The sequence below is a fragment of the Variovorax flavidus genome, from assembly GCF_030317145.1.
In the GTDB taxonomy this organism is placed as follows: domain Bacteria; phylum Pseudomonadota; class Gammaproteobacteria; order Burkholderiales; family Burkholderiaceae_C; genus Variovorax; species Variovorax flavidus.
Genome location: NZ_JASZYE010000003.1, coordinates 859966 through 881054 on the forward strand (window position 1 = coordinate 859966; position 21089 = coordinate 881054).

General features: G+C 65.9%; 21 protein-coding genes. 9 read left to right on the plus strand and 12 right to left on the minus strand.

The genetic code is table 11. The features are described from left to right. Window positions 1-9: 9 nt before the first annotated feature. The gene (locus QTH90_RS19330) at window positions 10-504 is read right to left on the minus strand and encodes a (2Fe-2S)-binding protein (RefSeq protein ID WP_286666174.1); all 495 of its coding nucleotides are present in this window, start codon (window positions 502-504) and stop codon (window positions 10-12) included. Between the two features lie 180 nt (window positions 505-684). Between QTH90_RS19330 and QTH90_RS19335 the strand changes: the two genes are divergently transcribed. The 3 genes from QTH90_RS19335 (at window position 685) to QTH90_RS19345 (ending at window position 3635) form a co-directional block, all read left to right on the plus strand. Beyond that, a complete protein-coding gene (locus tag QTH90_RS19335) occupies window positions 685-1821 on the plus strand; it encodes a helix-turn-helix domain-containing protein (protein WP_286666175.1) in 1137 nt (378 codons plus the stop codon). 166 nt (window positions 1822-1987) lie between these two features. Beyond that, complete coding sequence (locus tag QTH90_RS19340; RefSeq protein WP_286666176.1) at window positions 1988-3148, plus strand: ABC transporter substrate-binding protein; 1161 nt, start codon at window positions 1988-1990, stop codon at window positions 3146-3148. A gap of 157 nt (window positions 3149-3305) precedes the next feature. Beyond that, window positions 3306-3635: a thioredoxin family protein gene (locus QTH90_RS19345; RefSeq protein ID WP_286666177.1), complete on the plus strand. Its 330-nt coding sequence runs from the start codon at window positions 3306-3308 to the stop codon at window positions 3633-3635. A gap of 23 nt (window positions 3636-3658) precedes the next feature. On the opposite strand, the gene QTH90_RS19350 is transcribed toward QTH90_RS19345, so the two are convergent. The 6 genes from QTH90_RS19350 to QTH90_RS19375 all read right to left on the minus strand — a co-directional run bounded on the left by QTH90_RS19350 (window position 3659) and on the right by QTH90_RS19375 (window position 9538). Beyond that, the gene (locus QTH90_RS19350; RefSeq protein ID WP_286666178.1) at window positions 3659-4036 is read right to left on the minus strand and encodes a nuclear transport factor 2 family protein; all 378 of its coding nucleotides are present in this window, start codon (window positions 4034-4036) and stop codon (window positions 3659-3661) included. A gap of 109 nt (window positions 4037-4145) precedes the next feature. Beyond that, complete coding sequence (locus QTH90_RS19355) at window positions 4146-5534, minus strand: FAD-dependent oxidoreductase (protein WP_286666179.1); 1389 nt, start codon at window positions 5532-5534, stop codon at window positions 4146-4148. 6 nt (window positions 5535-5540) lie between these two features. Further along, window positions 5541-6110, minus strand: a complete 570-nt coding sequence (locus tag QTH90_RS19360; protein WP_286666180.1) for a phosphonate degradation HD-domain oxygenase — start codon at window positions 6108-6110, stop codon at window positions 5541-5543. Between the two features lie 2 nt (window positions 6111-6112). Then, window positions 6113-7549 carry a phosphonoacetaldehyde dehydrogenase gene (gene phnY / locus QTH90_RS19365; protein WP_444814738.1) on the minus strand — a complete coding sequence of 479 codons (1437 nt, stop codon included), beginning with the start codon at window positions 7547-7549 and terminating at the stop codon, window positions 6113-6115. A 32-nt stretch (window positions 7550-7581) separates the two neighbouring features. Further along, window positions 7582-8808, minus strand: coding sequence for a phosphonoacetate hydrolase (phnA, locus tag QTH90_RS19370; protein ID WP_286666182.1), 1227 nt, complete (start codon window positions 8806-8808; stop codon window positions 7582-7584). Between the two features lies 1 nt (window position 8809). Continuing rightward, a complete protein-coding gene (locus QTH90_RS19375) occupies window positions 8810-9538 on the minus strand; it encodes a phosphonate utilization associated transcriptional regulator (RefSeq protein WP_286666183.1) in 729 nt (242 codons plus the stop codon). Between the two features lie 143 nt (window positions 9539-9681). On the opposite strand from QTH90_RS19375, the gene QTH90_RS19380 reads away from it, so the two are divergent. The 4 genes from QTH90_RS19380 (at window position 9682) to QTH90_RS19395 (ending at window position 14895) form a co-directional block, all read left to right on the plus strand. Beyond that, window positions 9682-10728 (plus strand): putative 2-aminoethylphosphonate ABC transporter substrate-binding protein, encoded by a 1047-nt coding sequence (locus tag QTH90_RS19380; RefSeq protein WP_444814739.1) that lies wholly within the window; start codon window positions 9682-9684, stop codon window positions 10726-10728. Window positions 10729-10860: 132 nt separating this feature from the next. Next, on the plus strand, window positions 10861-11991 hold the full coding sequence (locus QTH90_RS19385; protein WP_286666184.1) for a putative 2-aminoethylphosphonate ABC transporter ATP-binding protein: 1131 nt from the start codon (window positions 10861-10863) through the stop codon (window positions 11989-11991). Continuing rightward, the gene (locus QTH90_RS19390) at window positions 11988-13721 is read left to right on the plus strand and encodes a putative 2-aminoethylphosphonate ABC transporter permease subunit (RefSeq protein ID WP_286666185.1); all 1734 of its coding nucleotides are present in this window, start codon (window positions 11988-11990) and stop codon (window positions 13719-13721) included. The genes QTH90_RS19385 and QTH90_RS19390 overlap by 4 nt, the downstream gene beginning before the upstream one ends. Before the next feature lie 43 nt (window positions 13722-13764). Next, window positions 13765-14895, plus strand: coding sequence for a 2-aminoethylphosphonate--pyruvate transaminase (locus tag QTH90_RS19395; RefSeq protein WP_286666186.1), 1131 nt, complete (start codon window positions 13765-13767; stop codon window positions 14893-14895). A gap of 516 nt (window positions 14896-15411) precedes the next feature. Here the strand turns inward: QTH90_RS19395 and QTH90_RS19400 are convergent. Continuing rightward, window positions 15412-16722, minus strand: a complete 1311-nt coding sequence (locus tag QTH90_RS19400; RefSeq protein ID WP_286666187.1) for a D-amino acid dehydrogenase — start codon at window positions 16720-16722, stop codon at window positions 15412-15414. Window positions 16723-16851: 129 nt separating this feature from the next. On the opposite strand from QTH90_RS19400, the gene QTH90_RS19405 reads away from it, so the two are divergent. Both QTH90_RS19405 and QTH90_RS19410 read left to right on the plus strand, forming a co-directional pair. Then, window positions 16852-17319, plus strand: coding sequence for an Lrp/AsnC ligand binding domain-containing protein (locus QTH90_RS19405; RefSeq protein WP_286666188.1), 468 nt, complete (start codon window positions 16852-16854; stop codon window positions 17317-17319). A gap of 22 nt (window positions 17320-17341) precedes the next feature. Beyond that, on the plus strand, window positions 17342-17851 hold the full coding sequence (locus QTH90_RS19410; protein WP_286666189.1) for a molybdopterin-binding protein: 510 nt from the start codon (window positions 17342-17344) through the stop codon (window positions 17849-17851). A 9-nt stretch (window positions 17852-17860) separates the two neighbouring features. Here QTH90_RS19410 and QTH90_RS19415 read toward each other — a convergent pair whose 3' ends face one another. Genes QTH90_RS19415 through QTH90_RS19430 form a run of 4 tightly spaced genes read right to left on the minus strand, consistent with a single transcriptional unit; the run spans window position 17861 to window position 20982 of the window. Further along, window positions 17861-18688, minus strand: a complete 828-nt coding sequence (locus QTH90_RS19415) for a molybdate ABC transporter substrate-binding protein (RefSeq protein ID WP_286666190.1) — start codon at window positions 18686-18688, stop codon at window positions 17861-17863. Further along, complete coding sequence (locus tag QTH90_RS19420) at window positions 18675-19520, minus strand: ABC transporter substrate-binding protein (RefSeq protein WP_286666191.1); 846 nt, start codon at window positions 19518-19520, stop codon at window positions 18675-18677. The genes QTH90_RS19415 and QTH90_RS19420 overlap by 14 nt, the downstream gene beginning before the upstream one ends. Beyond that, entirely contained in the window at window positions 19517-20236 is a 720-nt protein-coding gene (locus QTH90_RS19425) for an ABC transporter ATP-binding protein (RefSeq protein WP_286666192.1), read from the minus strand. Before QTH90_RS19425 ends, QTH90_RS19420 begins: the two co-directional genes overlap by 4 nt. After that, complete coding sequence (locus tag QTH90_RS19430; RefSeq protein WP_286666193.1) at window positions 20233-20982, minus strand: ABC transporter permease; 750 nt, start codon at window positions 20980-20982, stop codon at window positions 20233-20235. The genes QTH90_RS19425 and QTH90_RS19430 overlap by 4 nt, the downstream gene beginning before the upstream one ends. Between the last annotated feature and the right edge of the window lie 107 nt (window positions 20983-21089).

Here is a 21089-nt window from a genome sequence, read left to right on the forward strand (position 1 = left end):
TCGTGCTCCTCAGGCCGAAGCCGTTGCCTTGGCAGGGGCAGCGGCCATCGCTTCGCCGCCCATCTGCACGGCCTTCACGATGTTCTGGTAGCCGGTGCAGCGGCACAGGTTGCCGTCGAGCAACTCGCGGATTTCGGTTTCGCTCGACTTGGGATGGTGCGTGCAGAGGTCGATGGCACTCATCACCATGCCGGGCGTGCAGAAGCCGCATTGCAGGCCGTGGCACTCCTTGAAGGCGGCCTGCATGGGATGCATCGTGCCGTCGGGCTGGGCGATGCCTTCGATGGTGGTGATGTGAGCGCCAGCCACCTGCGCGACCAGCACGTTGCACGACTTGATCGCGCGTCCGTTGACGTGCACGGTGCAGGCGCCGCACTGCGCGGTGTCACAACCGACATGCGTGCCGGTGAGGTGCAGATGCTCGCGGATCGCGTGCACGAGAAAGGTGTTGGGGGGCGCGTCGACCGTGACCTCGCGGCCGTTGACCGTGAAAGGAACCTGCATGTGGCTGTCTCCGTTGTAGGTGATGGCTGATTTCGGCCAATTGAATCTTGGCCGTGCGACCTGACCATCATCCTAGGCAAAACCCTAGCCGCTTGCGCCTTGGTCCTTAAATTCTCAAAATGAAACAGCTCGCTCTTCGGCGAGCCCAGACACGGCGCCGCTTCAGGCCCGAACCACACGATGACCGTTTCCTCCGCTTCGCCCCTGCCCGAGCGTTCTCTCTCCATCGCCCAGGCACGGCGCGAATGGATCGAAGGCGAACCCGCGTCCGGCATGCCGGTTGCACGGGTGGAGCCCTGGCTGGTGCGCTCGTGGCAGCGCTGCCTGGCGGTGGGCCACGACCCCCGGCAGCGCGTGAGCTTCGATCCGGTCTCGGCATCGTCAGCGCGGCATGTTGCCGAGCGCAACCGGGCGCTGGTCGCGGCCGCACGGCCGGTGCTCGACCGCTTGTCCCGCGCGATCGCCGACACGCGCTACTTCGCGATCCTGACCGACGCCGACGGCATCGTGGTCGACGTCGGCGCCCTGCCGGGCGGCAGCGACGCGGCGGCCCAACATGCGCGCGACATCGCGCGGATCGGGGTCGACCTGTCGGAGCGCGCGGTCGGCACCACGGCGATCGGTGCGGCACTCGCCGAGCATGAGTCCGTATGGCTGCACCGCGGGGAACACTTCTTTCATGACACCAGCATCTACAGCTGCGCGGGCGCCCCCCTGTTCGGGCCGCAAGGCGAATGCATCGGCATGCTGGACCTGACCGGCGTGCAGGTGGTCGAACGGCCCGAGTTGCGACACCTGGCTGCGCTGTCGGCACGCAGCATCGAGAACACGCTCGTGCAGAGCCATTCATGCGACCTGCTGCTGCGCATCGGCTGGCCGGGCTGCGCGACCGGCGCGGACACCGAAGGGCTGCTCTGCATCGATGCAGACGGCAATGTGACGGGCGCCAACGCCGCGGCGCGCCACATGCTCCATCAGCCGCTGGGCGCTCGTCCTGCGCTGAACTGCAACGACCTCTTCGCACTGCCGCCGCAGATGCTGTTCGACGCAGCACGACGCGGCGACGCGGTGCTCGAAGTACCGCTCTGGTCGGGCCTGCGCGTCCAGGCCCGGCCACAACTCGGCAACCGGTCCTTGCCGGCGTCGGCTGCGGTTGCCGGAACGCCCCGGCCGCGCCTGCGCGACGTCGAAACCGAGCTGATCCGCAAGGCGGTGGACGACGCGCGCGGCAATGTCGCGGAAGCGGCGCGCGCGCTGGGCATCAGCCGCGCGACCGTCTATCGCAGGCTGTCACCGAGCCGGCGCCCGGGTTCCTGAGCCTCACGGCCGCCGTCGCCGGCGGAAATCTCACACTTTGGTTCGTGCTCTTCGCCACACGGCACTTTCCTTCCGCGCTCGACTCATTTACATTTAGTTTCTATTGTTATCGTTTGTCTATAACTACCTGCGCGCCGGATCGGCGGCATGACTGGGACGTTTGACCATGAGCGCATCCGAGGCCCGTACCTTTTCCTTGTCGCCCAAGCCGACGAGGCGCCAAGTCCTGACCCGGATGACCGGCGTCGCCGCGGCGGCCAGCATGGGACTGCCGGTGTTTGCGCAGGCCAAGTCCATCCGCATCGGCGCGACCTTCGACAACAGCAGCGTCGAGAAAGCCAACGGCACGGGACTGTTCCTCGGGTCGTCTGCATACTTCAATGCGCTCAATCGCGCAGGCGGGATCAACGGCACCAAGGTCGAGCTCGTACTGGCCGACGACCAGTTCAAGCCCGACCTCGCCAAGTCCAACGCGCTGGCCTTCCACGCCGACAACTCGGTGCTCGCCATGATCCATCCGCTGGGCACGCGCCAGACGGCGGAGGTGAGCGATGCGGTTCCCGGCATGGCGGTGGTCGGCCCGAACACCGGAACGGTGTCGCTGCGCAAGAAGGCCGCGCCCAACACCTTCTGGGTGCGCGCCAATTACGACCAGGAAATCGACAAGCTCATCGCGACCGCAGCCGTGCTCGGCCAGTCGCGCATCGGCATCGTCTATTCGAACGATCCGCTGGGGCAGTCGCTGCTCGCCGGATTCAAGGCTTCGCTGGCCAAGGCCAAGCTCGAGCCGGCGGTGATCGCCAGCACGCCGAGCACCACCAGCATGGAAGTCGAGGCCGCGGCGAAGCAGATCGCCGAGGCAAAGCCGCAGATCGTCATCATCGGCCTGGCCGGCACCGCGCCCGCCTTCGTGCGTGCATTCCGCGCCGCGGGCGGCAAGAGCAGCGCCTACGGCCTGTCGATCACGGCCGGCTCGCTGGGCGCGATGGGCGACCTCGCCCATGGGCTGGGCTTCGCAATCGTCGTGCCCTCGCCTTACGCGACCAAGTTCGAGCTCGTGCGTCGCTATCAGGCCGACATGCTGGCGAGCGGCGCCAAGGAGTTTTCGCTGCCGAGCCTGGAGGGCTACATGGACGCGTACGTGCTGGCCGAAGGCCTGCGCCGCGCGGGCCCGTCACCGACGCGCGCCGCCGTGCTGGCGGGTCTGGAACGCATCGAGGGCTTCGACCTTGGCGGCGTCAAGATCAATTTCGGGCCCAGGAACCGCGAAGGCAACCAGTTCGTGGATGTGGCGGTCATCAGTGCCAATGGAAGACTGATCAGTTAGGCTCGCCCCCAGGCTTGCCCACTTCGTGTGGCCGCCTACCCCCGACCGGGGGCAACGCCTGCGGACCGGCGGAGCCGGTTCCGCGGCGTTTCCTGATGGGGCCGGGCATTCGCCGGCCGGGCGAGCGGGGTTGCTGATGGTCGCGCAGAATCTTGCGATGAATCAAAGCTACGCAAACGTTGAACCTTCGCGCGCCGAGGTCGACGCCCTTCCTGGTCTCACGTTGGTCGAATTTGGAACGCCGTGGTGCGGGTTCTGCAAGGCGGCGCAACCGCTGCTCGCCGATGGACTGGCCGACGCGCCAGGGCTGCGTCATCTCAAGATCGAGGATGGGAGCGGGCGGCCTCTGGGTCGGTCGTTCCGGGTCAAGTTGTGGCCCACGCTGATCTTCATGCGGGATGGCAAGGAGGTCGGGCGCCTGGTGCGGCCGGAGAGCGCTTCGCTGATCCGGCGGGAACTCGAACAGGCGCAAGCCGTCGGGCTGTAGATCCGACCGCCTGCGCCCTTGCATCAGGCTCCGGTCGGCACCTTGTCGAGGAAGCCCGTGACCGAGCGCAGCTTGCCGGCCTCGAGTTGCACGAAGTCGGTTCCCTCGATCAGATCTTCCGAGCCGCTCGGGCCGAGGGTCCACGAGAAGCGCAACTGGTCGCCATGGCCGTCGGGCTGGCCCTTGAGTGCAAAGCGGAAGCCCGGGTAGCGCTGGTGCACGCCGCCGACCAGCGCGCTGATCTGCGTGCGGCCGCTGCCCTGCATGATGGGATCGACGTACTGCGCATCGTCGGCCCAGTGGGTTTCGAGCAGCTTCAGCCGACGGGCTTCGTCGGTCTCGTTCCAGACGGCGATGTAGTGCTCGGCGACATGGCTGGCATCGGGAGTGGCGGTGTTCATGGCGATTCCTTTCGGTGTTCACGACCCGCAACGGCGCGGGGTGAATGAATGGTCGCAACGACAGCGCCGCGGGTCGATGACGTGGGAGGTCATGTCCCTCCCTCGAGGCTCAGGCCTTGTCGGACTTGCCCGCAGCGTTCGCGAACTTGCTGAGCATCCGGTCGACGAGCCACGGTTGGCGGTTTTCGTCTTCCGCCCGCTCCTTGCGGCGGATCGCGTTGCGAACCACGATCGATCCGACATAGCGGATCGGCTCCGGCGGAAAGTGCCCGAGCGGCCCCTTCGTCAGGGGGCTCCGGGTCCAGGCGTTGTCCTGGTCGAGCAGCATGGACGACAGGATCTGGCCGCCCATGTAACTCGGCCCGACGCCGTTGCCCGAATAGCCGAACCCGTAGAGGATGTGCGGCGCGCCATCCAGCTTGCCGAAGAAGGGGAATCCCGTGACGGACCGGTCCGACGGACCGTTCCAACTGGCAGTGATGGGCGTGTCCCGCAAGGCCGGGAAGAACGAATGCAGCGCATCCGTCAGCTCCGCCTCGTAGGGCGACCGCTGGTCGAAGACCGGCGCGATGCGCCCGCCCCACGAGAAGGTGTTGCCGCCCTTGCCCAGCATGAGCCGCCCGTCGACCGTGCTGCGGTAGTAGTAGACAAAGGTGCGTGAATCAAGAACGGAGACACCGTCGACCAGACCGCTCTGCCGGAGCAGCTCCGGGCATCGTTCGGTGATCACCATGTCGCTCGACACAACTGCGATCGTGCGCTCGAACTGCGGGAAAGTGCTCGCCATCCAGGCGTTGATCGCCAGGACCAGCTTCTTCGCCTCGATGCTGCCGCAGGGCGTTCGCACTGTGACGGGATGGCCGGTGCTGAAATCCAGCATCGGGCTGCGCTCGTAGATCCGGATGCCCATCGCCAGCGCGGCGCGACGCAGGCCGCGGACCAGCTTGCCGGGATGCACGGTCGCGGCGATTGGTGAATACACGCCCGCCAGGTTGCGCGCAGAGCCCGAGCGGCGCGCAACCTCTTCCGGCGGGAGCGCGTGGTAGGACTTGATGCCGCAACTCTCCAGCGCCTGCATCACAGGGTCGAGGGTGCCGATCTGGGCCTGCGAGGTCGCGGTGTAGAGCGTGCCGTCCTGGCGCAATTCCGCATCGATGCCGTGCTCGCGGCAGAAGCGGGCGATGTGATCCACCACCGCCTCCGAGGCCTTCACCAGACGGATTGCCTCCGCTTCGCCGAAGAGCCGGCGCAGGGTGAAGAACTTCGCCGACCAAGTGAGGAGGCAGCCGCCGTTGCGCCCACTGGCGCCAGCGCCGCAGAGATCGCTCTCGACGATCGCGATATCCAGGGAAGGGTCCTGCTGCTTGGCCTGGATCGCCGTCCAGAGCCCGGTGAAGCCGCCTCCGACGATGCAGATGTCTGCACGCTGCGCGCCTTGCAAGGCCGGCGCCAGTTCGCCATCCTTGAAGAGCGCCTGCTCGATCCAGAAGGGACGCATGCCGGACTAGGCCGCTACGGCACGCCGATGATCGGCAGCGCAGGATTCCATGTGCCGGACGAAGTGCGCCAGGTCCGGCACCATGGCGTCGGCGGACTTGGCCGTGTCGTCCCAACGGCGCAGGCGCACCGCATCGCTGGCGAAGGGCTGAGCCTCGAAGGCCTTGGCCTGCGCGTCGTCGAACACGCCACCTTGCAGCGCCAGGCTGCGCTTCGAGTCCGGCGACAGCGATTCGAGATATCCGGCCACGCGGGCGCAGAGGAAGCGCTTCGCGTCCACGTGCATCCGGATCGGCTCCAGCGTTGCCGGACCGAACAGCGGACGGAGAAAAGGCAGGCAGCGGTACTGGTGCAGATCGTCCAGGCCCTGCTGCGTCGGCGTACCGCCGAAGTCATGCAGCAGATGGCCGAGGTCGTGCAGCAGCGAGGCCGTGATCAAGGCGCTGCCGGCGCCCTCCTGCTCGGCCAGATGGGCGGACTGCAGTGCATGCTCCAGTTGCGTCACGGGCTCGCCGTCGTACTGGGCGTGGCCTTTCGATTCGAACAGGCCGACGATGTCGGAAATGGTGAGGCTCATGGTTACCAGGGGAGCGAATAGGTCTTGCTGTTGGTGAAGCTCTTCATCGCCTCGAGCACACCTTCCTTGTAGCCCAGGCCCGAGTCCTTGATGCCGCCGAAGGGCGTGAGTTCCAGCCGGTAGCCCGGCACCTCGCGCACATTCACGCTGCCGACGTTGAGCTCGCGGATGAAGCGCGTGATGTAGTCGAGCCGGTTGGTGCACACCGACGACGACAGGCCGTAGGCCGTGCCGTTGGAAATGCGGATCGCCTCCTCGATGCTGCCGAAGCGGATGACGGGCGACACCGGGCCGAAGGTCTCGTGTTTGGCCACGGTCATTTCCGGATCAACGCGGTCGAGCACGGTCGGCGAATAGAGTGCGCCGCGGCGCACGTTGCCGCACAGCAGCTTGGCGCCCGCGGCGATGGCTTCGTTGACCACCGATTCGAACTGGATCGCGGCGGCTTCGTCGATCACCGTGCCCATGTCCATGTTCGTATCCATGGGGTCGCCGTACTTGAGCGCCTTGGTCTTCTGCACCAGCAGTTCGACGAAGCGGTCCGCCACGGCCTCGTGCACGAGCATGCGCTTGATCGCCGTGCAGCGCTGGCCCGAGTTCTTGTAGGAGCCGCTGGCGGCGAGCGTCGCAGCCTCCTCGATGTCGGCGTCTTCCATGACGATGATGGGATCGTTGCCGCCGAGTTCGAGGATCTGGCGCTTGTACGTGGCCTTGCCCGCGATGTACTTGCCGATCGCGACGCCGCCGGTGAAGGTCACGAGATCGACGTCGGGGTGGGTCAGCATCTCGTCGGCGATCTCGCGCGGGTCGCCTGTGATGACCGAGAGCATCTCCGGCGGCAGCCCCGCTTCGTACAGGATGTCGGCGAGGACGAAGGCCGTCAGCGGTGTCTTCTCGCTGGGCTTGAGCACGATGCGGTTGTTGGTCGCGATGGCCGGCGCCACCTTGTGGATCACCTGGTTCAACGGGTGGTTGAAAGGCGTGATGGCCGTGATGACACCCAGCAGCGGCTCGCGCAGCGTGTAGACCTTGCGGCTCTTGCCGTGGTGCGTGAGATCGCAGGAAAACACTTGCCCGTCGTCGACCAGCGCCTGGTTCGCGGCGAAGAGCAGCACATCGGAGGCGCGGCCGACCTCGTACAGCGAATCCTTGCGGCAGAGTCCCGATTCGAGGGTGATCGTGCGCGAGATCTCGTCGAGGCGCGAAGCGATGAGCTCGCCGGCGCGCATCAGGATCTTGTAGCGCTCGTAGCGCGTCAGCGTCGGCTTGTAGTCCCGCGCGATGCGGTAGGCGCGGCGCACATCTTCCAGCGTCGCCTTGGGCACGGTGGCGACCACCTCGCCCGTGTACGGATAGGTGACCTCGATCACCTCGTCGCGATAGACGCGCTCGCCGGCAATGCGCAGTGCTTCGATGTGGATGTCGGCTGGCTTCGGCATGGGCTGGCTCATCGTGATGCTTCCGTGCGACGTTACTGGGCGTGGTTCAGGGCGAGGTCGAGCGCGTCGAAGTTGCGCAGGCGACGGCTGCTCGCGATGCCGTTGACGGGCCGGTTGCAGATCAGCGGCACGCGCTGCTCGGAGACGCCGCCATGCGAGCGCAGCGGCACTTCGAGCGCGGAGAGATCGTGACGGCTGGCGGAGGTGCCGATCACGGTGTTGCGTTCGCTCACGACAACGATGTCGCCGATGCGGTCCGGCGGCAGCTCGAAGCGCTTGGCGGCTTCGGCGCGGGAGAGCACCGACTCCATGCCCTGCACTTCCTTGATACGCAGGATCCATTGGGCGGCGGTGGCCTCGTCAGGCGCATAGACGGTCGCGAAGGACCCGAGCGCGCCGTGGTGCACCACGTAGGGATCGGTGATCGGGAGGATCACGCGCGCCTTGTCGACGCCGTACCAGCCGTCCAGCACGTCCTGCAGGTAGATCACGTTGGGCTTGCCTTCGCTGTCGTGCTTGTCGTTCATGCCGTGGTCGGCCGTGAGCACGATGGTCGCGCCGAGTTCGTCGAGCTGCGCGAGGTAGCGGTCCATCATCGCGTAGAAGGCATTCGCGGCAGCGCTGCCGGGGGCGGCCTTGTGCTGCACGTAGTCGGTGGTCGACAGGTACATCAGGTCGGGGCGGCGCGTCTCCATGAGCTTGACGCCGGAGGCGAAGACGAACTCGGACAGCTCGGCGCTGTACACCGAAGGCACCGGCATGCGGACGAGATCGAGCACGTTGTCGATGCCGTTCTCTGCCATCGTCACCTGGTCGGCCTTCTCGGACGAGAAGCAGATGCCCTTCATATGGTTGCCGAGCAGCTTGCGCAGCTTGTCCTTGGCCGTGACCACGGCCACCTTGGCGCCCGCGTCCGCGAATGCGGCCAGGACGGTGCCGGCGCGCAGGTACTTGGGATCGTTCATCATGACTTCCTCGCCCAGCTCGCGGTCGAAGAAGTAGTTGCCGCAGATGCCATGCACCGCCGGCGGTGCGCCCGTGACGATGGACAGATTGTTGGGGTTGGTGAACGAAGGGACCACGCAATCCGCCAGCAGATTGGCGCCCGTCTTCATCATGCGCGCGAGGTACGGCGCCACGCCTGCCGCGACTGCGGCGTCGAGATAGGCGGGCTCGCAGCCGTCCACGCACACCACGACCACGGGCCGGCTCATCCAGCGGTAGTTCCTGGCGTTGACTTCGATGGTCTCCGTTGTCATTTCAAGCTTCCTTGGTAGGTGAGTGAGTCAGGGGCGCGGTTGGCGCCGAATCAGTGCGGCCCAACGCCTTGTGCATTCGCGAGCGGCTGCCGGCGACGTGCTCGCGCATCACGCGGCCCGCCCGCTCGGCATCGCCGGAAGCGATGGCTTCGACGATCTCGCGGTGTTCGTCGACCGACACGCGCAAGCCACCGCCGCCGTCGAGCGCACGCATGCGAAAGAGGGACAACTCCTTGATGAGGCGCTTGTAGGTCTCGGTCAGCTTCTGGCTGCCGGCGGTGTCGAGCAGGATTTCGTGGAACTGGAGGTTGAGTTGCGCGTACTGCTCCAGGTCCTCCGCCTGCGCGGCGGATTTCATGGGGTCGAGCATGGCCTTGAGGCGCTCGAGCGCATCCGGTGCGATGGCGCGCGTGACGCGGCGGCCGATGATTTCTTCCAGCGCCTCGCGCAGTTCGTAGATCTCGTCGGCTTCCTCGAACGCGATCTCGCGCACGAACACGCCGCGGTTCTTCTCGTTGCGCACGAGGCCCGCTTCTTCCAGCGCGCGCAGAGCCTCCCGGATAGGGCCGCGGCTGGTGCTGAAACGCAGCGACAACTCGCTCTCGTTGATGCGGCTCCCGACCGCCAGTTCGCCCGTCATGATCAATCGCTCGATCTCCTCCTGCACCAGCATCGGCAGCGAACTGGATTGCAGGAAAGCCAGGGCGGCGGTCGATTTGTTCGTTTGCATGGAACGCATTTTTCGCCCCATATCGTCAACTGTCAACAATTTTTTATTGACAGTCTCCAATCGACAACCTACATTGAACCCACCGAAGCCAGTCAAGAGCTTGGGCCGTGATCACTCCAACCCCCTCTCTACCGGAGAAAACGATGAACACACGAAAGAGCGCGCGTCCTCTCGCGATCGCCCTGTGCGCCGCCATGCTTGCCTTTGCCACGGGTGCCGCGCTGGCCCAGCAACGGACGCCACTTCTCGTCTACACCGCCCTCGAAACCGATGCGATGAAGCTCTACAAGGACGGCTTTGAGAAGGCCAATCCCGACATCGAAGTGAAGTGGGTTCGCGACTCCACCGGCATCGTGACCGCCAAGCTGCTGGCCGAGAAGGCCAATCCCCAGGCCGATGTGGTGGCCGGGGTCGCAGCCAGCAGCCTCGCCCTCCTTGACCAGGAAGGCATGCTCGCCGCGTATGAGCCGAAGGGCTTCAAGGCGCTGACGCCCGCCTATTCGGACAGCAAGAGCCCGCCCGCCTGGGTCGGCATGGACGTCTGGGCCGCGACGATCTGCTTCAACACGGTCGAAGCCCAGAAGCGCGGCCTGCCCAAGCCCGAGAGCTGGAAGGACCTCACGAAGCCCATCTACAAGGGCGCGATCGTGATGCCGCACCCGGCTTCCAGCGGCACCGGCTACCTCGACGTGGCCGCGTGGCTGCAGATGTGGGGCGAGCCCGAGGGCTGGAAATACATGGACGCCCTGCATGAAAACATCGCGCAGTACGTGCATTCGGGTTCCAAGCCCTGCAAGCAGGCCGGCGCCGGGGAATTCCCGATCGGCATTTCCTTCGAATTCCGCGCGCATCAGGTGAAGAAGTCGGGCGCACCGGTCGAACTGGTCTTCCCCAAGGAAGGCCTGGGCTGGGACATCGAGGCCACCGGTGTCATGAAGACCACCAAGAAGATGGAACAGGCCAAGCGCCTGGCCGACTGGATGGCCAGCAAGGAAGCCAACCAGGTCACCTCCAACTGGTGGGCGATCGTCGCCTATCCCGGCGTGGCAAAGAAGCTGGAAGGCATTCCGGAGAACTACGAAAAGCTGCTGGCCAAGAACGACCTGAACTGGTCAGCCAAGAATCGCGAGCGCATCCTTGCCGAATGGAGCAAGCGCTACGAGGGCAAGGCCGAAGCCAAGAGCAATTAGCACCCCTCGGGTTGGCTCGCTTCGTGTAGCCGCCCACCCCCTCGCCGGGGGCAACACCCGCGGCCCGGCAGAGCCGGTTCCGCGGTGTTCCTGGCAGGGGCTTGTGTCCCTTGCGTTCCGGAGTTGCTGTAAATGGATATGACCGCCGCCAAGTTCATCGCAGACGAGTTGCAACAGACCGCCGCCCTAGAGGTCGTCGGCATCCGCAAGGACTTCGAGTCCTTCAGCGCGCTGCGCGACGTGCACCTACGCGTGAGGCCCGGCGAGATGCTGTGCTTCCTCGGCCCCTCCGGCTGCGGCAAGACCACGCTGCTGCGCATCATCGCGGGGCTCGAAGCGCAGACCTCGGGGCAGATCCTGCAGAACGGGCGCGATGTCTCCTGGCTGCCGCCCGACAAGCGCGACTACGGCATCGTGTTCCAGTCCTACGCCCTCTTCCCCAACCTCACGATCGCGGACAACGTGGGCTACGGCCTGGTCAACGGCAAGGCGAAGAAGGCGGAGATCAAGTCGCGCGTCGACGAGTTGCTCGCATTGGTCGGCCTGCCGACCTCGGGGCAGAAGTATCCGAGCCAGCTCTCGGGCGGGCAGCAGCAGCGCGTGGCGCTCGCTCGCGCGCTCGCCACGCGGCCGGGCCTGCTGCTGCTGGACGAACCGTTGTCGGCGCTCGACGCACTGGAGCGGATTCGCCTGCGCGGCGAAATCCGCCGGCTGCAGAAGCAGGTCGGCATCACGACCATCATGGTCACGCACGACCAGGAAGAAGCCCTGTCGATGGCCGACCGCATCGTGGTGATGAACCATGGCGTCATCGAGCAGGTCGGCACGCCGATGGAAATCTACGAGCGCCCTGCCACGCCTTTCGTCGCGGACTTCGTCGGCAAGGTGAACGTGCTGCGCGGGCATGCGCTCGGCGGCAATCTCTTCCGCGTGGGCGACATGGAGCTGCAGTGCGACGCCTGCGACACGGGCTTCGAGCCCGGCGATGCGGTGAACCTCTACCTGCGGCCGGAAGACCGCGTTGCCGAACACCTCGGCCCCGACACGCCCAACCGCCTCAATGCACTGGTCACGAAGGTCGAGTTTCTCGGGGGGCTTTGCATCGCCGAAGTCACGGCCGACGCGCTGCACGGGCAGACGCTCGGCCTGCATTTCTCGCTCAACCAGCTGCACGACCTCGACATCCGCGAAGGCAATCGCATCGATATCGCCCTGCGTGCGAACCGCATCCGGGCCTTCTGCGAGAGGACCACGAAAAGATGAATACGCTGGCACACGCCCAACCCGTGCGGGCCGCGTGGTACGGCCGCCCCGGCATGCGCTGGAGCCGCGACGAACTCATCGCGCGCGGCGTGCTGCTTCTCGTGATGGCGATGCTTTTCGTGTTCCTGATCGCGCCGCTCTTCACGATCCTGGTCAACGCCGTGCTGGACAAGGAGGGCCGCTTTGTCGGCCTCGCCCACTTCATCACCTACTTCCAGACGCCGAGCCTGATGCGGGCCGCATGGAACTCGATCTGGGTCTCGACGGTCGTCGTGTTGATCTCGGTGCCGACGGCCTTCGTCTGCGCCTATGCGCTGACGCGCACATGCCTGCCGACGCCGTTCAAGGCCACGTTCCGGCTGATTGCGCTGATTCCTCTGCTGGCCCCTTCGCTGCTGTCCGCCATCTCCTTCGTGCAGTGGTTCGGCAACCAGGGCGCGCTCAAATTCCTGCTGGGCGGTGCATCGATCTACGGGGCGCCGGGGATCATCCTGGCCGAGGTCTACAACACCTTTCCGCATGCACTGATGATCCTCGTCACCGCGCTCTCGCTCGCCGATGGCCGGCTGTACGAGGCAGCCACGGCATTGCGCACGCCCGCATGGCGACAGTTCACGACGATCACGCTGCCTTCGTGCAAGTACGGCCTGATCAGTGCGGCGACGGTCGTCTTCACCTATGTGGTCAGCGACTTCGGTGCGCCCAAGGTGATCGGCGGCAACTTCAACGTGCTGTCGGTGGACGTCTTCAAGCAGGTGGTCGGGCAGCACAACTTCTCGATGGGTGCGGTGGTCGGCATGCTGCTGCTGGTGCCGTCCATCATTTCGTTCGTGATCGACTACACGGTTCGGCGCAAGCTCAAGGCGCAACTCACGGCGCGCTCGGTGCCCTACAGCCCCAAGCCGAGCCGGCTGGGCGACGCGCTGCTGGCGCTGTTCTGCACGGTGGTGTGCCTGCTGCTGCTGGCCACGATCGGCATGGCGGTCTACACCTCGCTGATCAAGCTCTGGCCGTACGACTTGTCGTTCACGCTCAAGCACTATCACTTCGCGCTGGTCGAGAGCGACATGGCTGCGGCCTACACCAACAGCCTGATCCTGGCGATCTCGACTGCTGTCGCTGGCTCGCTGATCGTCTTCGTGGGCGCGTACCTGATCGAGAAGACGCGCAACATCGGCCTGATGCGGCGAACGATGCATCTGATGGCCGTGCTGTCGATGGCCGTGCCGGGGTTGGTGCTGGGCCTGGGCTACGTGATGTTCTTCAATCATCCGGCCAATCCGCTCAACTTCATGTACCAGACGATGGCGATCCTGATCGTGTCGACCATCGTCCACTACTACACGTCGAGTCATCTCACCGCGGTGACGGCGCTGAAGCAGATCGACAACGAGTTCGAGGCGGTGTCGGCCTCGCTGAAGGTGCCGTTCTTCAAGACCTTCGTCCGCGTGACGGTGCCGGTCTGCCTGCCGGCCATCCTGGACATCGGCCGCTACTTCTTCGTGGTGTCGATGGCGAGCCTGTCGTGCGCGATCTTCCTGTATTCGCCGGAGACGATCCTCGCTTCGGTCGCGATCATGCATCTGGACGAGGCCGGCGACATCGGCCCTGCCGCCGCGCTGGCGAGCCTGATCGTGGCGACCTCGACCATCGTCTGCATTGCCTATTCGCTGCTCACGCGCGTGATGTTGACCCGCACGCAGGCGTGGCGCAACTTGCGGCGCGCCTGAGCTTTGTCCTTTTCCTGCTGACCTTCCCTCACCTGGAGACACCATGAGCCAAGCCTCCCACCCGATCCTTCTCACGCCCGGCCCGCTGACGACGTCCGACCGCACGCGGGCCGCCATGCTGCGCGACTGGGGTTCATGGGATTCGGATTTCAACCAGATCACCGGACGCATTCGCCAGCAGGTGCTGCGCATCGTCCACGGCGAGGGCACGCACGAATGCGTTCCGCTGCAAGGCAGCGGCACCTTTTCGGTCGAGGCGGCCATCGGCACGGTAGTTCCGCGCGACGGTCATGTGCTGGTGCCGAACAATGGCGCGTACTGCCAGCGCATTGCGCGCATCTGCAAGGTGCTGGGGCGCAAGCTGACGACGATCGACTACACGGAGGACAAGCAGGTGTCGGCGGCCGACGTCGACCGCGTGCTGGCAGCCGATCCGACGATCACGCACGTGGCGCTGGTGCATTGCGAGACCGGAACGGGCGTGCTGAATCCGCTGCACGAGATCGCGCTGGTTGTGGCGAAGCATGGCCGTGGGTTGATTGTCGATGCGATGAGTTCATTCGGTGCGTTAGAGATCGATGCGCGCAAGACGCCCTTCGATGCGGTCATCGCAGCCTCCGGCAAGTGTCTCGAAGGCGTGCCGGGCATGGGCTTCGTGGTCATCAAGCGAAGCACGCTGGAGAAATGCGAAGGCAACTGCCATTCGCTCGCGATGGATCTGTACGACCAGTGGGTCTACATGGGCAAGACGACGCAATGGCGCTTCACGCCGCCGACGCACGTGGTGGCGGCGCTTGACGAAGCGATCACGCAGTACTTCGAGGAAGGTGGCCTGGAGGCGCGTGGCGGTCGGTATGCGCGCAACTGCAACGCTTTGATCTCGGGACTGGGTGCGCTGGGTTTTCGCACCTATCTAGATCCCGCAATCCAGGCGCCGATCATCGTGACCTTTCACGCGCCGGACGATCCGAAGTACGACTTCAAGACGTTCTATCAAGAGGTCAAGAAGCGTGGGTACATCCTCTATCCAGGCAAGCTGACGCAGGTGGAGACCTTCCGCGTCGGCTGCATGGGGCATTTTGGCGATGCGGGGATTCCGGGGGCCGTGGCGGCTGTCGCGGATACGTTGAAGGCGATGGGGATTCGGCAGGTTTCTGCTGTTGCCCTGGCTTAGGTCTTTGTGTGTGGGTGCTTGTCCTTGTTGGGGCGGGCGCCCGGTAGGCGGTGCGGGCCGGTCGACCCCGCTGCGCCGGCCCTTCGGGCTTCCGTGCGGTGCTCGCTTCAGGCGGGGTCCGCGCAAACTCGCTTCGCTCAAACACGCGCGGCCCTGATCCGCCTGAAGCTGCGCTCCTCAGCGGCGCAGAGGGGTCGCCCAACCCGCACCGCCTACCGGGCTCTGGGGTGTGCAACGGATGCGCACGCCTCTAACGTCCCAGCCTGCGCGCATCACAACCGTTGAAGCGGACAGTTCAACCGCAGCGTCCCGCGTCGTCGGGCGGTGTGCCCTGGGCCGGCCGTTGAGGCACCGCCGAGCAGCGCAGCGGTACGCGGATCAGGGCCGCGCGTGTCTGAGCGAAGCGAGTTTGCGCGGACCCCGCGTACCGCGAGCAGCGCAGGGAAGCCGCGAAGCGGCCGGTGACGTCGGCCAGCCCAGGGCACACCGCCCGACGACGCCCGCCCCGCCCTCAGTTCAGGCAGGAACCCCAGCCGGCCGAGCTGTACCCCGCGGCCCAGAACTAGGCGCCAGGTAGCGATCAACCGAAAGACCATCCGTGCGAATGTCCGGCCGACGCCCCATCACCTGATCCGCCACCACCTTGCCCGAACCGCAGGCCATGGTCCAGCCCAAGGTGCCGTGTCCGGTATTGAGGTACAGGTTGGCATAGGGCGTCGCGCCGACGATCGGCGTGCTGTCCGGCGTCATCGGCCGCAGGCCCGTCCAGAACGTGGCACGGGGCAGGTCACCACATGGGAACAAGTCGGTGATCACGCGCTCCAGCGTCTCGCGTCGGCGGGGATTGAGGCGCAGATCGAAGCCGCCCAGTTCGGCCATGCCGCCGACGCGGATGCGGTCGTCGAAGCGGGTGACGGCGACCTTGTAGGTCTCGTCGAGCACGGTGGATTGCGGCGCGGCCGATGGGTCGACCAGAGGCACCGTCAGCGAATAGCCCTTCACCGGATACACCGGAATATCCAGGCCCAACGGCGCGATGAAGTCGCGGGAATAGCTGCCGAAGGCAAGCACGTAGCGGTCGGCCGTCAGCACTTCACGGGACGCGCCACCAAGGCGAACGCCCGTGATGCGACCACCTTCGGTGATCAGGCCATCCACCGCCTGCTCGAAACGGAAGTTCACGCCGAGCCCGCGGGCGATATCGGCCAGGCCTCGCGTGAACAGGTTGCAGTCGCCCGTTTCATCGTTCGGCAAACGCAGACCACCGGCGAGCAGACCGCCCGTGTGCGCCAAAGCCGGCTCGACCGTCGCAAGCTGGCTGCGATCGAGCAGTTGATAAGGAACCCCGCACTCCTGCAGCACTGCGACGTCACGCTGCACGGCATCGAGTTGCGCCTGCGTGCGAAAAAGTTGCAACGTGCCCTGCGTGCGGTGCTCGTAGTGGATGCCCGTCTCGGCGCGCAACTCGCGCAGGCAATCGCGGCTGTACTCGGCCACGCGCATCATCCGTTCCTTGTTGACGGCATAGCGTTCCGGCGAGCAGTTCTTCAGCATCGCGGCCATCCAGCGCAGTTGGAAGAGCGTGCCGTCAGGACGGATCGACAGCGGAGCGTGCTTCTGGAACATCCACTTCAGTGCCTTCAGCGGGATGCCAGGCGCTGCCCAGGGCGTGGAATAGCCGGGCGACACCTGCCCGGCGTTGGCGAAGCTCGTCTCCTGCGCGGGGCCACCCTGGCGATCGACCAATGTCACCTCGGCACCGGCACGGGCCAGGTAATAAGCGGTCGTGACACCGATGACACCGCCGCCCAAAACGATCACCTTCATCGCAAAACCCCCCATGTGCAGGAAAGGAGTCAAGCGTATTCTTACGAACGCCATAAACTCCACTGAAAACTGAACCGCACGCAGTGGTTTTGACTGATTTTGGAGCCCAATCGGGCCTGGAGGAGTGAAATGATCGATCTCGACCGCACCGACCGAAAAATCCTCGACATCCTGCAGCGCCAGGGACGCATTTCGATGACCGATCTGGCCGAGCAGATCGGGCTGTCGACCTCCCCCTGCTCCGAGCGGGTACGGCGCATGGAACGCGACGGTGTGATCACGGGCTATCACGCCCGCATCGATCCGCAGGCCGTCGGCAAGACGCTGCTCGTGTTCGTCGAGATCACCCTGTCGTCCAAATCCGGCGACGTCTTCGACAAGGTGCGCCAGGAACTGCTGCACGTGCCGGAAGTGATGGAGTGCCACCTGGTGTCCGGCGGTTTCGACTACCTCATCAAGGCGCGGCTGCGGGCGATGAGCGACTACCGCAATCTGCTGGGTGACTTGCTCAAGAAGCTACCGGTCACGGCAGAGTCGCGCAGCTATATCGTGATGGAAGAAGTCAAGGAAAGTCTGTACCTTCCGATGGACCGATGAACCGCCACCCCGGAGTCGACCCATGCGCTTCTTTCGACATGCTGTTCGCCTGATCCTGCTGTGTGCCATCTGGACGGTCGCCTCGGCCCAACCCAGCCAGCAACTCGAGGTCGGCGGTGCGCTCAAGCAGACCCTGAAGCTCGACGCGGCATCGCTCGCCGCGTTCCCCGAAAAAGAGATCGGTCGCTTCACCCAGACGCGCAGCGGACAGGGCACGGACGCGCAGTCCACGGTACGCGGCGTGAAGCTTTCGGCCCTGGTCGAACGTGCCGGCCTCGCCGCTGGGGGCCGCAACGACTGGAAGACGCTCGTGGTCGTCGCGACCGCGACCGATGGCTACCGCGCCGTCTTCTCGTGGCCCGAGATTTCCAATACCGCCGTGGGAGATGGCGTGCTCGTTCTGTTCGAACGCGACGGCAAGGCGCTCAACGAGCGCGAGGGCCGCATCGCGCTGATCTCGACCGCGGACCAGCGCCTCGGACCGCGGCATGTGCGCAACCTCGCGCGCATCGAGGTCCGCGCGCTCGATTGACAGCGTTGGTCAGGGGGCCATGAATCCGGCCTGACGCAGCGCCTGCTGCCCGGCACCGCTTCGCAGATCGTCCGCAAACGCCTGCGCCGCCTGGGGCGCACCCTTTCGCACGGCGAGGCCGTACTCCGCGCTCACGTTGATCGCCGGCGGTACGTCGACCATTTGCAGGCCCGGTGCCTCGGCGACGGCGAGCACTGCGTTCGTGCAGTACGTCAGGAACACATCGGCCTGCCCTTGCGCGACCAGCATGCCGTACACGTTGCGGCCCGCAGGTGGCGCTGGGGAGTTCGGACCGCCGGTCAACTGCAGGGCCTTGTCGGCCAGCGACCTGGCAGAACCCGCCGGCGCAACGCCGCTGCGCTCCACCTTCTCGAACAGTTCGAACGCGTAGTCACCCGAGGGATCAGCCTTCGGCGTCGACGTGCCGAGCTTGATCCCGGGATCGAGCAGCGTCTTGACCAGCGTGTCACGCGTCACCACGAGGCCGGGCCGCGCGAGCGCACACAGCGCGTTGCGGGCGAAGGCCGAGGTGGGGCCCCAGGCGCCGCTCGCGGACAGCGATTGCGGGTGCGCCATGTTGGCCGATGCGAACACATCCACGCTCTCTCCCGCCGCGATGCGATCGCGCAGCAGCCCCGAAGCGCCGAAAGTCAGCGCGACGCGCGTGCCCGGGTTCGCCTTCTCGAAGGCCTGCACGGCCTGCGTGATCGGCCCGCGCAAACTGCCGGCGGCAAAGACCGTCAAGGTCCCGCCGGACGCGCCAGGCTGGGCGCCGGTCGCGCCCGCAGTCAGGCCCGACGCGAGCACCATGGCGCGCAGTGCCCTACTTGGTTGCATTGGGGAAGAACAACTGCTCGCCGCCAATCTTGTAGCCGGCGATGGTCGACTGCCCGGCCGGCGAGATCACCCAATCCACGAACTTCTGCGCACCCGCACTGTTGAGCTGCGGAAATTTCGTCGGGTTCACGACCATCACGCCGTACTGGTTGAACAGCCGCTTGTCGCCTTCGACCAGCACCGCCAGGTCCGCGCGGTTCTTGAAGCTCAGCCAGGTTCCGCGATCGCTCAGCACGTAGGCGCCGCTCGATACCGCGATGTTGAGCGCCGGGCCCATGCCGCATCCGCACTCCTTGTAGCCCGTGCCCTTCTTTTCGTTGGGCACCGGCTGGCCCGCCTCGCCGATACTGGTTTGCGTCCAGAGCCGCCGCTCGGCGGCGTCCGTGCCGCTCTTGTCGCCGCGCGAAACGAAAGGCGCATTGGCGGCGGCGATCTTCTTCAGCGCCGCGACGATGTCGCTGCCCTTCACGCCCGCTGGATCGGTCTTCGGCCCCACGAGCACGAAGTCGTTGTACATGACCGGAAAGCGCCGTGCCGCAAAGCCCTCGGCGACGAACTTCTCCTCCGCAGCCGTGTCGTGCACGAAGAGCACATCCGCATCGCCGCGCTTGGCCATGTCGATCGCCTGGCCGGTGCCGACGGCAACCACCTTGACGTCGATGTTCGTGGCCTGCTTGAACGCCGGCAGCAAATGAGCGAACAGGCCCGATTGCTCGGTCGACGTGGTCGAGGCCATCGTGATGGTCTCGGCATGCGCAGCCAGCGCGCCCGCCGCGAGAACGATCGCGCCGAACGCGGAACGCGCGCTGCGGGACAGGTTGAAAAAGCTCATACCAACTCTCCTTTGACAAAAAGACGGGCTTCCTCGGGCAAGGGCCCGGTGAAGAAATCGCGTGCCGGAAGATCCGCGAGGACGCGGCCGTGTTCCAGATAGACGACGCGGCTTGCGAGCCGTTTGACCTGCCCGAGGTTGTGGCTGGCAAACACCAGCGTGCGCCCTTGCGCGGCGTCCGCAATCAATGCCTCAACCTCGCGCTTGGCGGTGGGGTCCAGGCTGGCGGTCGGCTCATCGAGAAACAGCACGTCGGGATGCAGCACCCAGGCCCGCGCGAGCGCCATGCGTTGCTGCTGTCCGCCCGACAGCGTGCGCGCATTGCGCCCCGCGAGATCGGCGAGCCCGACCTTCCCGAGCGCGACGACGGCCTCCTGCCGCGCATCGCGCCAGCGGGCGCCATGCAGCCAGAGGGCGAGCGCGACGTTGTTGCGCACGCTCGCGCGCAGCATGTGGGGCCGCTGGAACAACATCGCCTGCGCGCGGGGCGGCACCCGGGTGACGACCGCGCCGGCGGCATGCGGCATGAGGCCATGCAATACGCGAAGCAAGGTGCTCTTGCCGCTGCCGTTGGCGCCGATCAGCGCAACGCGTTCGCCGGGATGGATCGATAAGGTGGCACCCGCCAGCGCCTGGACGCGGCCGAAGCGCACATCGACACCGTGAAGGCTGAAGAGCGCCTCATCGTTCGAGGGCCCGACGTCTGTCCGGTTCACGAAGCCACCTCCAGCCGTCGCACCGCGGACGCATCGGCTGCGCCGCCATCGACCCGCTCGCGCCAGCCGCGCAGGGCCGCGATGGCAAGGTTGAGCACCAGCACCACGCCGAGCAGTACGAGCCCGAGGGCCAACGCGAGGGGCAGATCGCCCTTGCTGGTCTCCAGCGCGATGGCCGTGGTCATCACCCGCGTGAAGCCGTCGATGTTGCCGCCGACGATCATCACCGCGCCGACCTCCGACACGGCACGTCCGAAGGCGGCAATCACCACGGTGACCAGCGCATAGCGCTCGTCCCACACGAGCAGCAAAGCGCGCGCGAAGGCACCGGCGCCGAGCGAACGGAACTGCTCGCCGTGCGCGCGGTCGGCGTCATCGATGGTCTGCCGCGTGAGCGCCGTGACCACCGGGAGCACGAGGATCGTCTGGGCGAGCACCATCGCCTTGAAGCTGAAGAGCCAGCCCAGGAAGCCGAGCGGCCCCGAGCGCGAGAGCAGCAGGTAGATCACCAACCCCACCACCACCGAGGGAAGCGCCAGCAGTGTGTTGAGCAGCGTGAGAAGCAAGCCCCGGCCGCCGAACCTGCTCACTGCCAGCCATGCGCCGAGCAGCAGGCCGAAGCCGCAGGCCAGCAGGCAGGCCGTGGCACTGACCGCCAACGACCGGCCGACGATGGCAAGCAGGACGGGATCGCCGGAAACGACGAGATGTCCAGCGGCGGCAACGCTATCGGCAAAGGTATTCATGCAAGGGGGTTCTGAAAAAGCGCACGCAGTATGGGCAAGCGAGGCCAGGCAACTTATGCAAACCCTTGCATAGGTCGCAAGCGGCATCTGCATAATCCTTCGCGCAC

Excerpts from the sequence above, each read along its gene's own strand:
- QTH90_RS19400 (WP_286666187.1), bottom strand. The coding sequence starts at position 16,722 with ATGAAGGTGATCGTTTTGGGCGGCGGTGTCATCGGTGTCACGACCGCT.
- QTH90_RS19385 (WP_286666184.1), top strand. The coding sequence starts at position 10,861 with ATGGATATGACCGCCGCCAAGTTCATCGCAGACGAGTTGCAACAGACC.
- phnA (WP_286666182.1), bottom strand. The coding sequence starts at position 8,808 with ATGACAACGGAGACCATCGAAGTCAACGCCAGGAACTACCGCTGGATG.
- QTH90_RS19375 (WP_286666183.1), bottom strand. The coding sequence starts at position 9,538 with ATGCAAACGAACAAATCGACCGCCGCCCTGGCTTTCCTGCAATCCAGT.
- QTH90_RS19330 (WP_286666174.1), bottom strand. The coding sequence starts at position 504 with ATGCAGGTTCCTTTCACGGTCAACGGCCGCGAGGTCACGGTCGACGCG.
- QTH90_RS19335 (WP_286666175.1), top strand. The coding sequence starts at position 685 with ATGACCGTTTCCTCCGCTTCGCCCCTGCCCGAGCGTTCTCTCTCCATC.
- QTH90_RS19405 (WP_286666188.1), top strand. The coding sequence starts at position 16,852 with ATGATCGATCTCGACCGCACCGACCGAAAAATCCTCGACATCCTGCAG.
- QTH90_RS19355 (WP_286666179.1), bottom strand. The coding sequence starts at position 5,534 with ATGCGTCCCTTCTGGATCGAGCAGGCGCTCTTCAAGGATGGCGAACTG.
- phnY (WP_444814738.1), bottom strand. The coding sequence starts at position 7,549 with ATGCCGAAGCCAGCCGACATCCACATCGAAGCACTGCGCATTGCCGGC.
- QTH90_RS19415 (WP_286666190.1), bottom strand. The coding sequence starts at position 18,688 with ATGCAACCAAGTAGGGCACTGCGCGCCATGGTGCTCGCGTCGGGCCTG.
- QTH90_RS19350 (WP_286666178.1), bottom strand. The coding sequence starts at position 4,036 with ATGAACACCGCCACTCCCGATGCCAGCCATGTCGCCGAGCACTACATC.
- QTH90_RS19410 (WP_286666189.1), top strand. The coding sequence starts at position 17,342 with ATGCGCTTCTTTCGACATGCTGTTCGCCTGATCCTGCTGTGTGCCATC.
- QTH90_RS19420 (WP_286666191.1), bottom strand. The coding sequence starts at position 19,520 with ATGAGCTTTTTCAACCTGTCCCGCAGCGCGCGTTCCGCGTTCGGCGCG.
- QTH90_RS19345 (WP_286666177.1), top strand. The coding sequence starts at position 3,306 with ATGAATCAAAGCTACGCAAACGTTGAACCTTCGCGCGCCGAGGTCGAC.
- QTH90_RS19395 (WP_286666186.1), top strand. The coding sequence starts at position 13,765 with ATGAGCCAAGCCTCCCACCCGATCCTTCTCACGCCCGGCCCGCTGACG.
- QTH90_RS19390 (WP_286666185.1), top strand. The coding sequence starts at position 11,988 with ATGAATACGCTGGCACACGCCCAACCCGTGCGGGCCGCGTGGTACGGC.
- QTH90_RS19360 (WP_286666180.1), bottom strand. The coding sequence starts at position 6,110 with ATGAGCCTCACCATTTCCGACATCGTCGGCCTGTTCGAATCGAAAGGC.
- QTH90_RS19380 (WP_444814739.1), top strand. The coding sequence starts at position 9,682 with ATGAACACACGAAAGAGCGCGCGTCCTCTCGCGATCGCCCTGTGCGCC.
- QTH90_RS19430 (WP_286666193.1), bottom strand. The coding sequence starts at position 20,982 with ATGAATACCTTTGCCGATAGCGTTGCCGCCGCTGGACATCTCGTCGTT.
- QTH90_RS19340 (WP_286666176.1), top strand. The coding sequence starts at position 1,988 with ATGAGCGCATCCGAGGCCCGTACCTTTTCCTTGTCGCCCAAGCCGACG.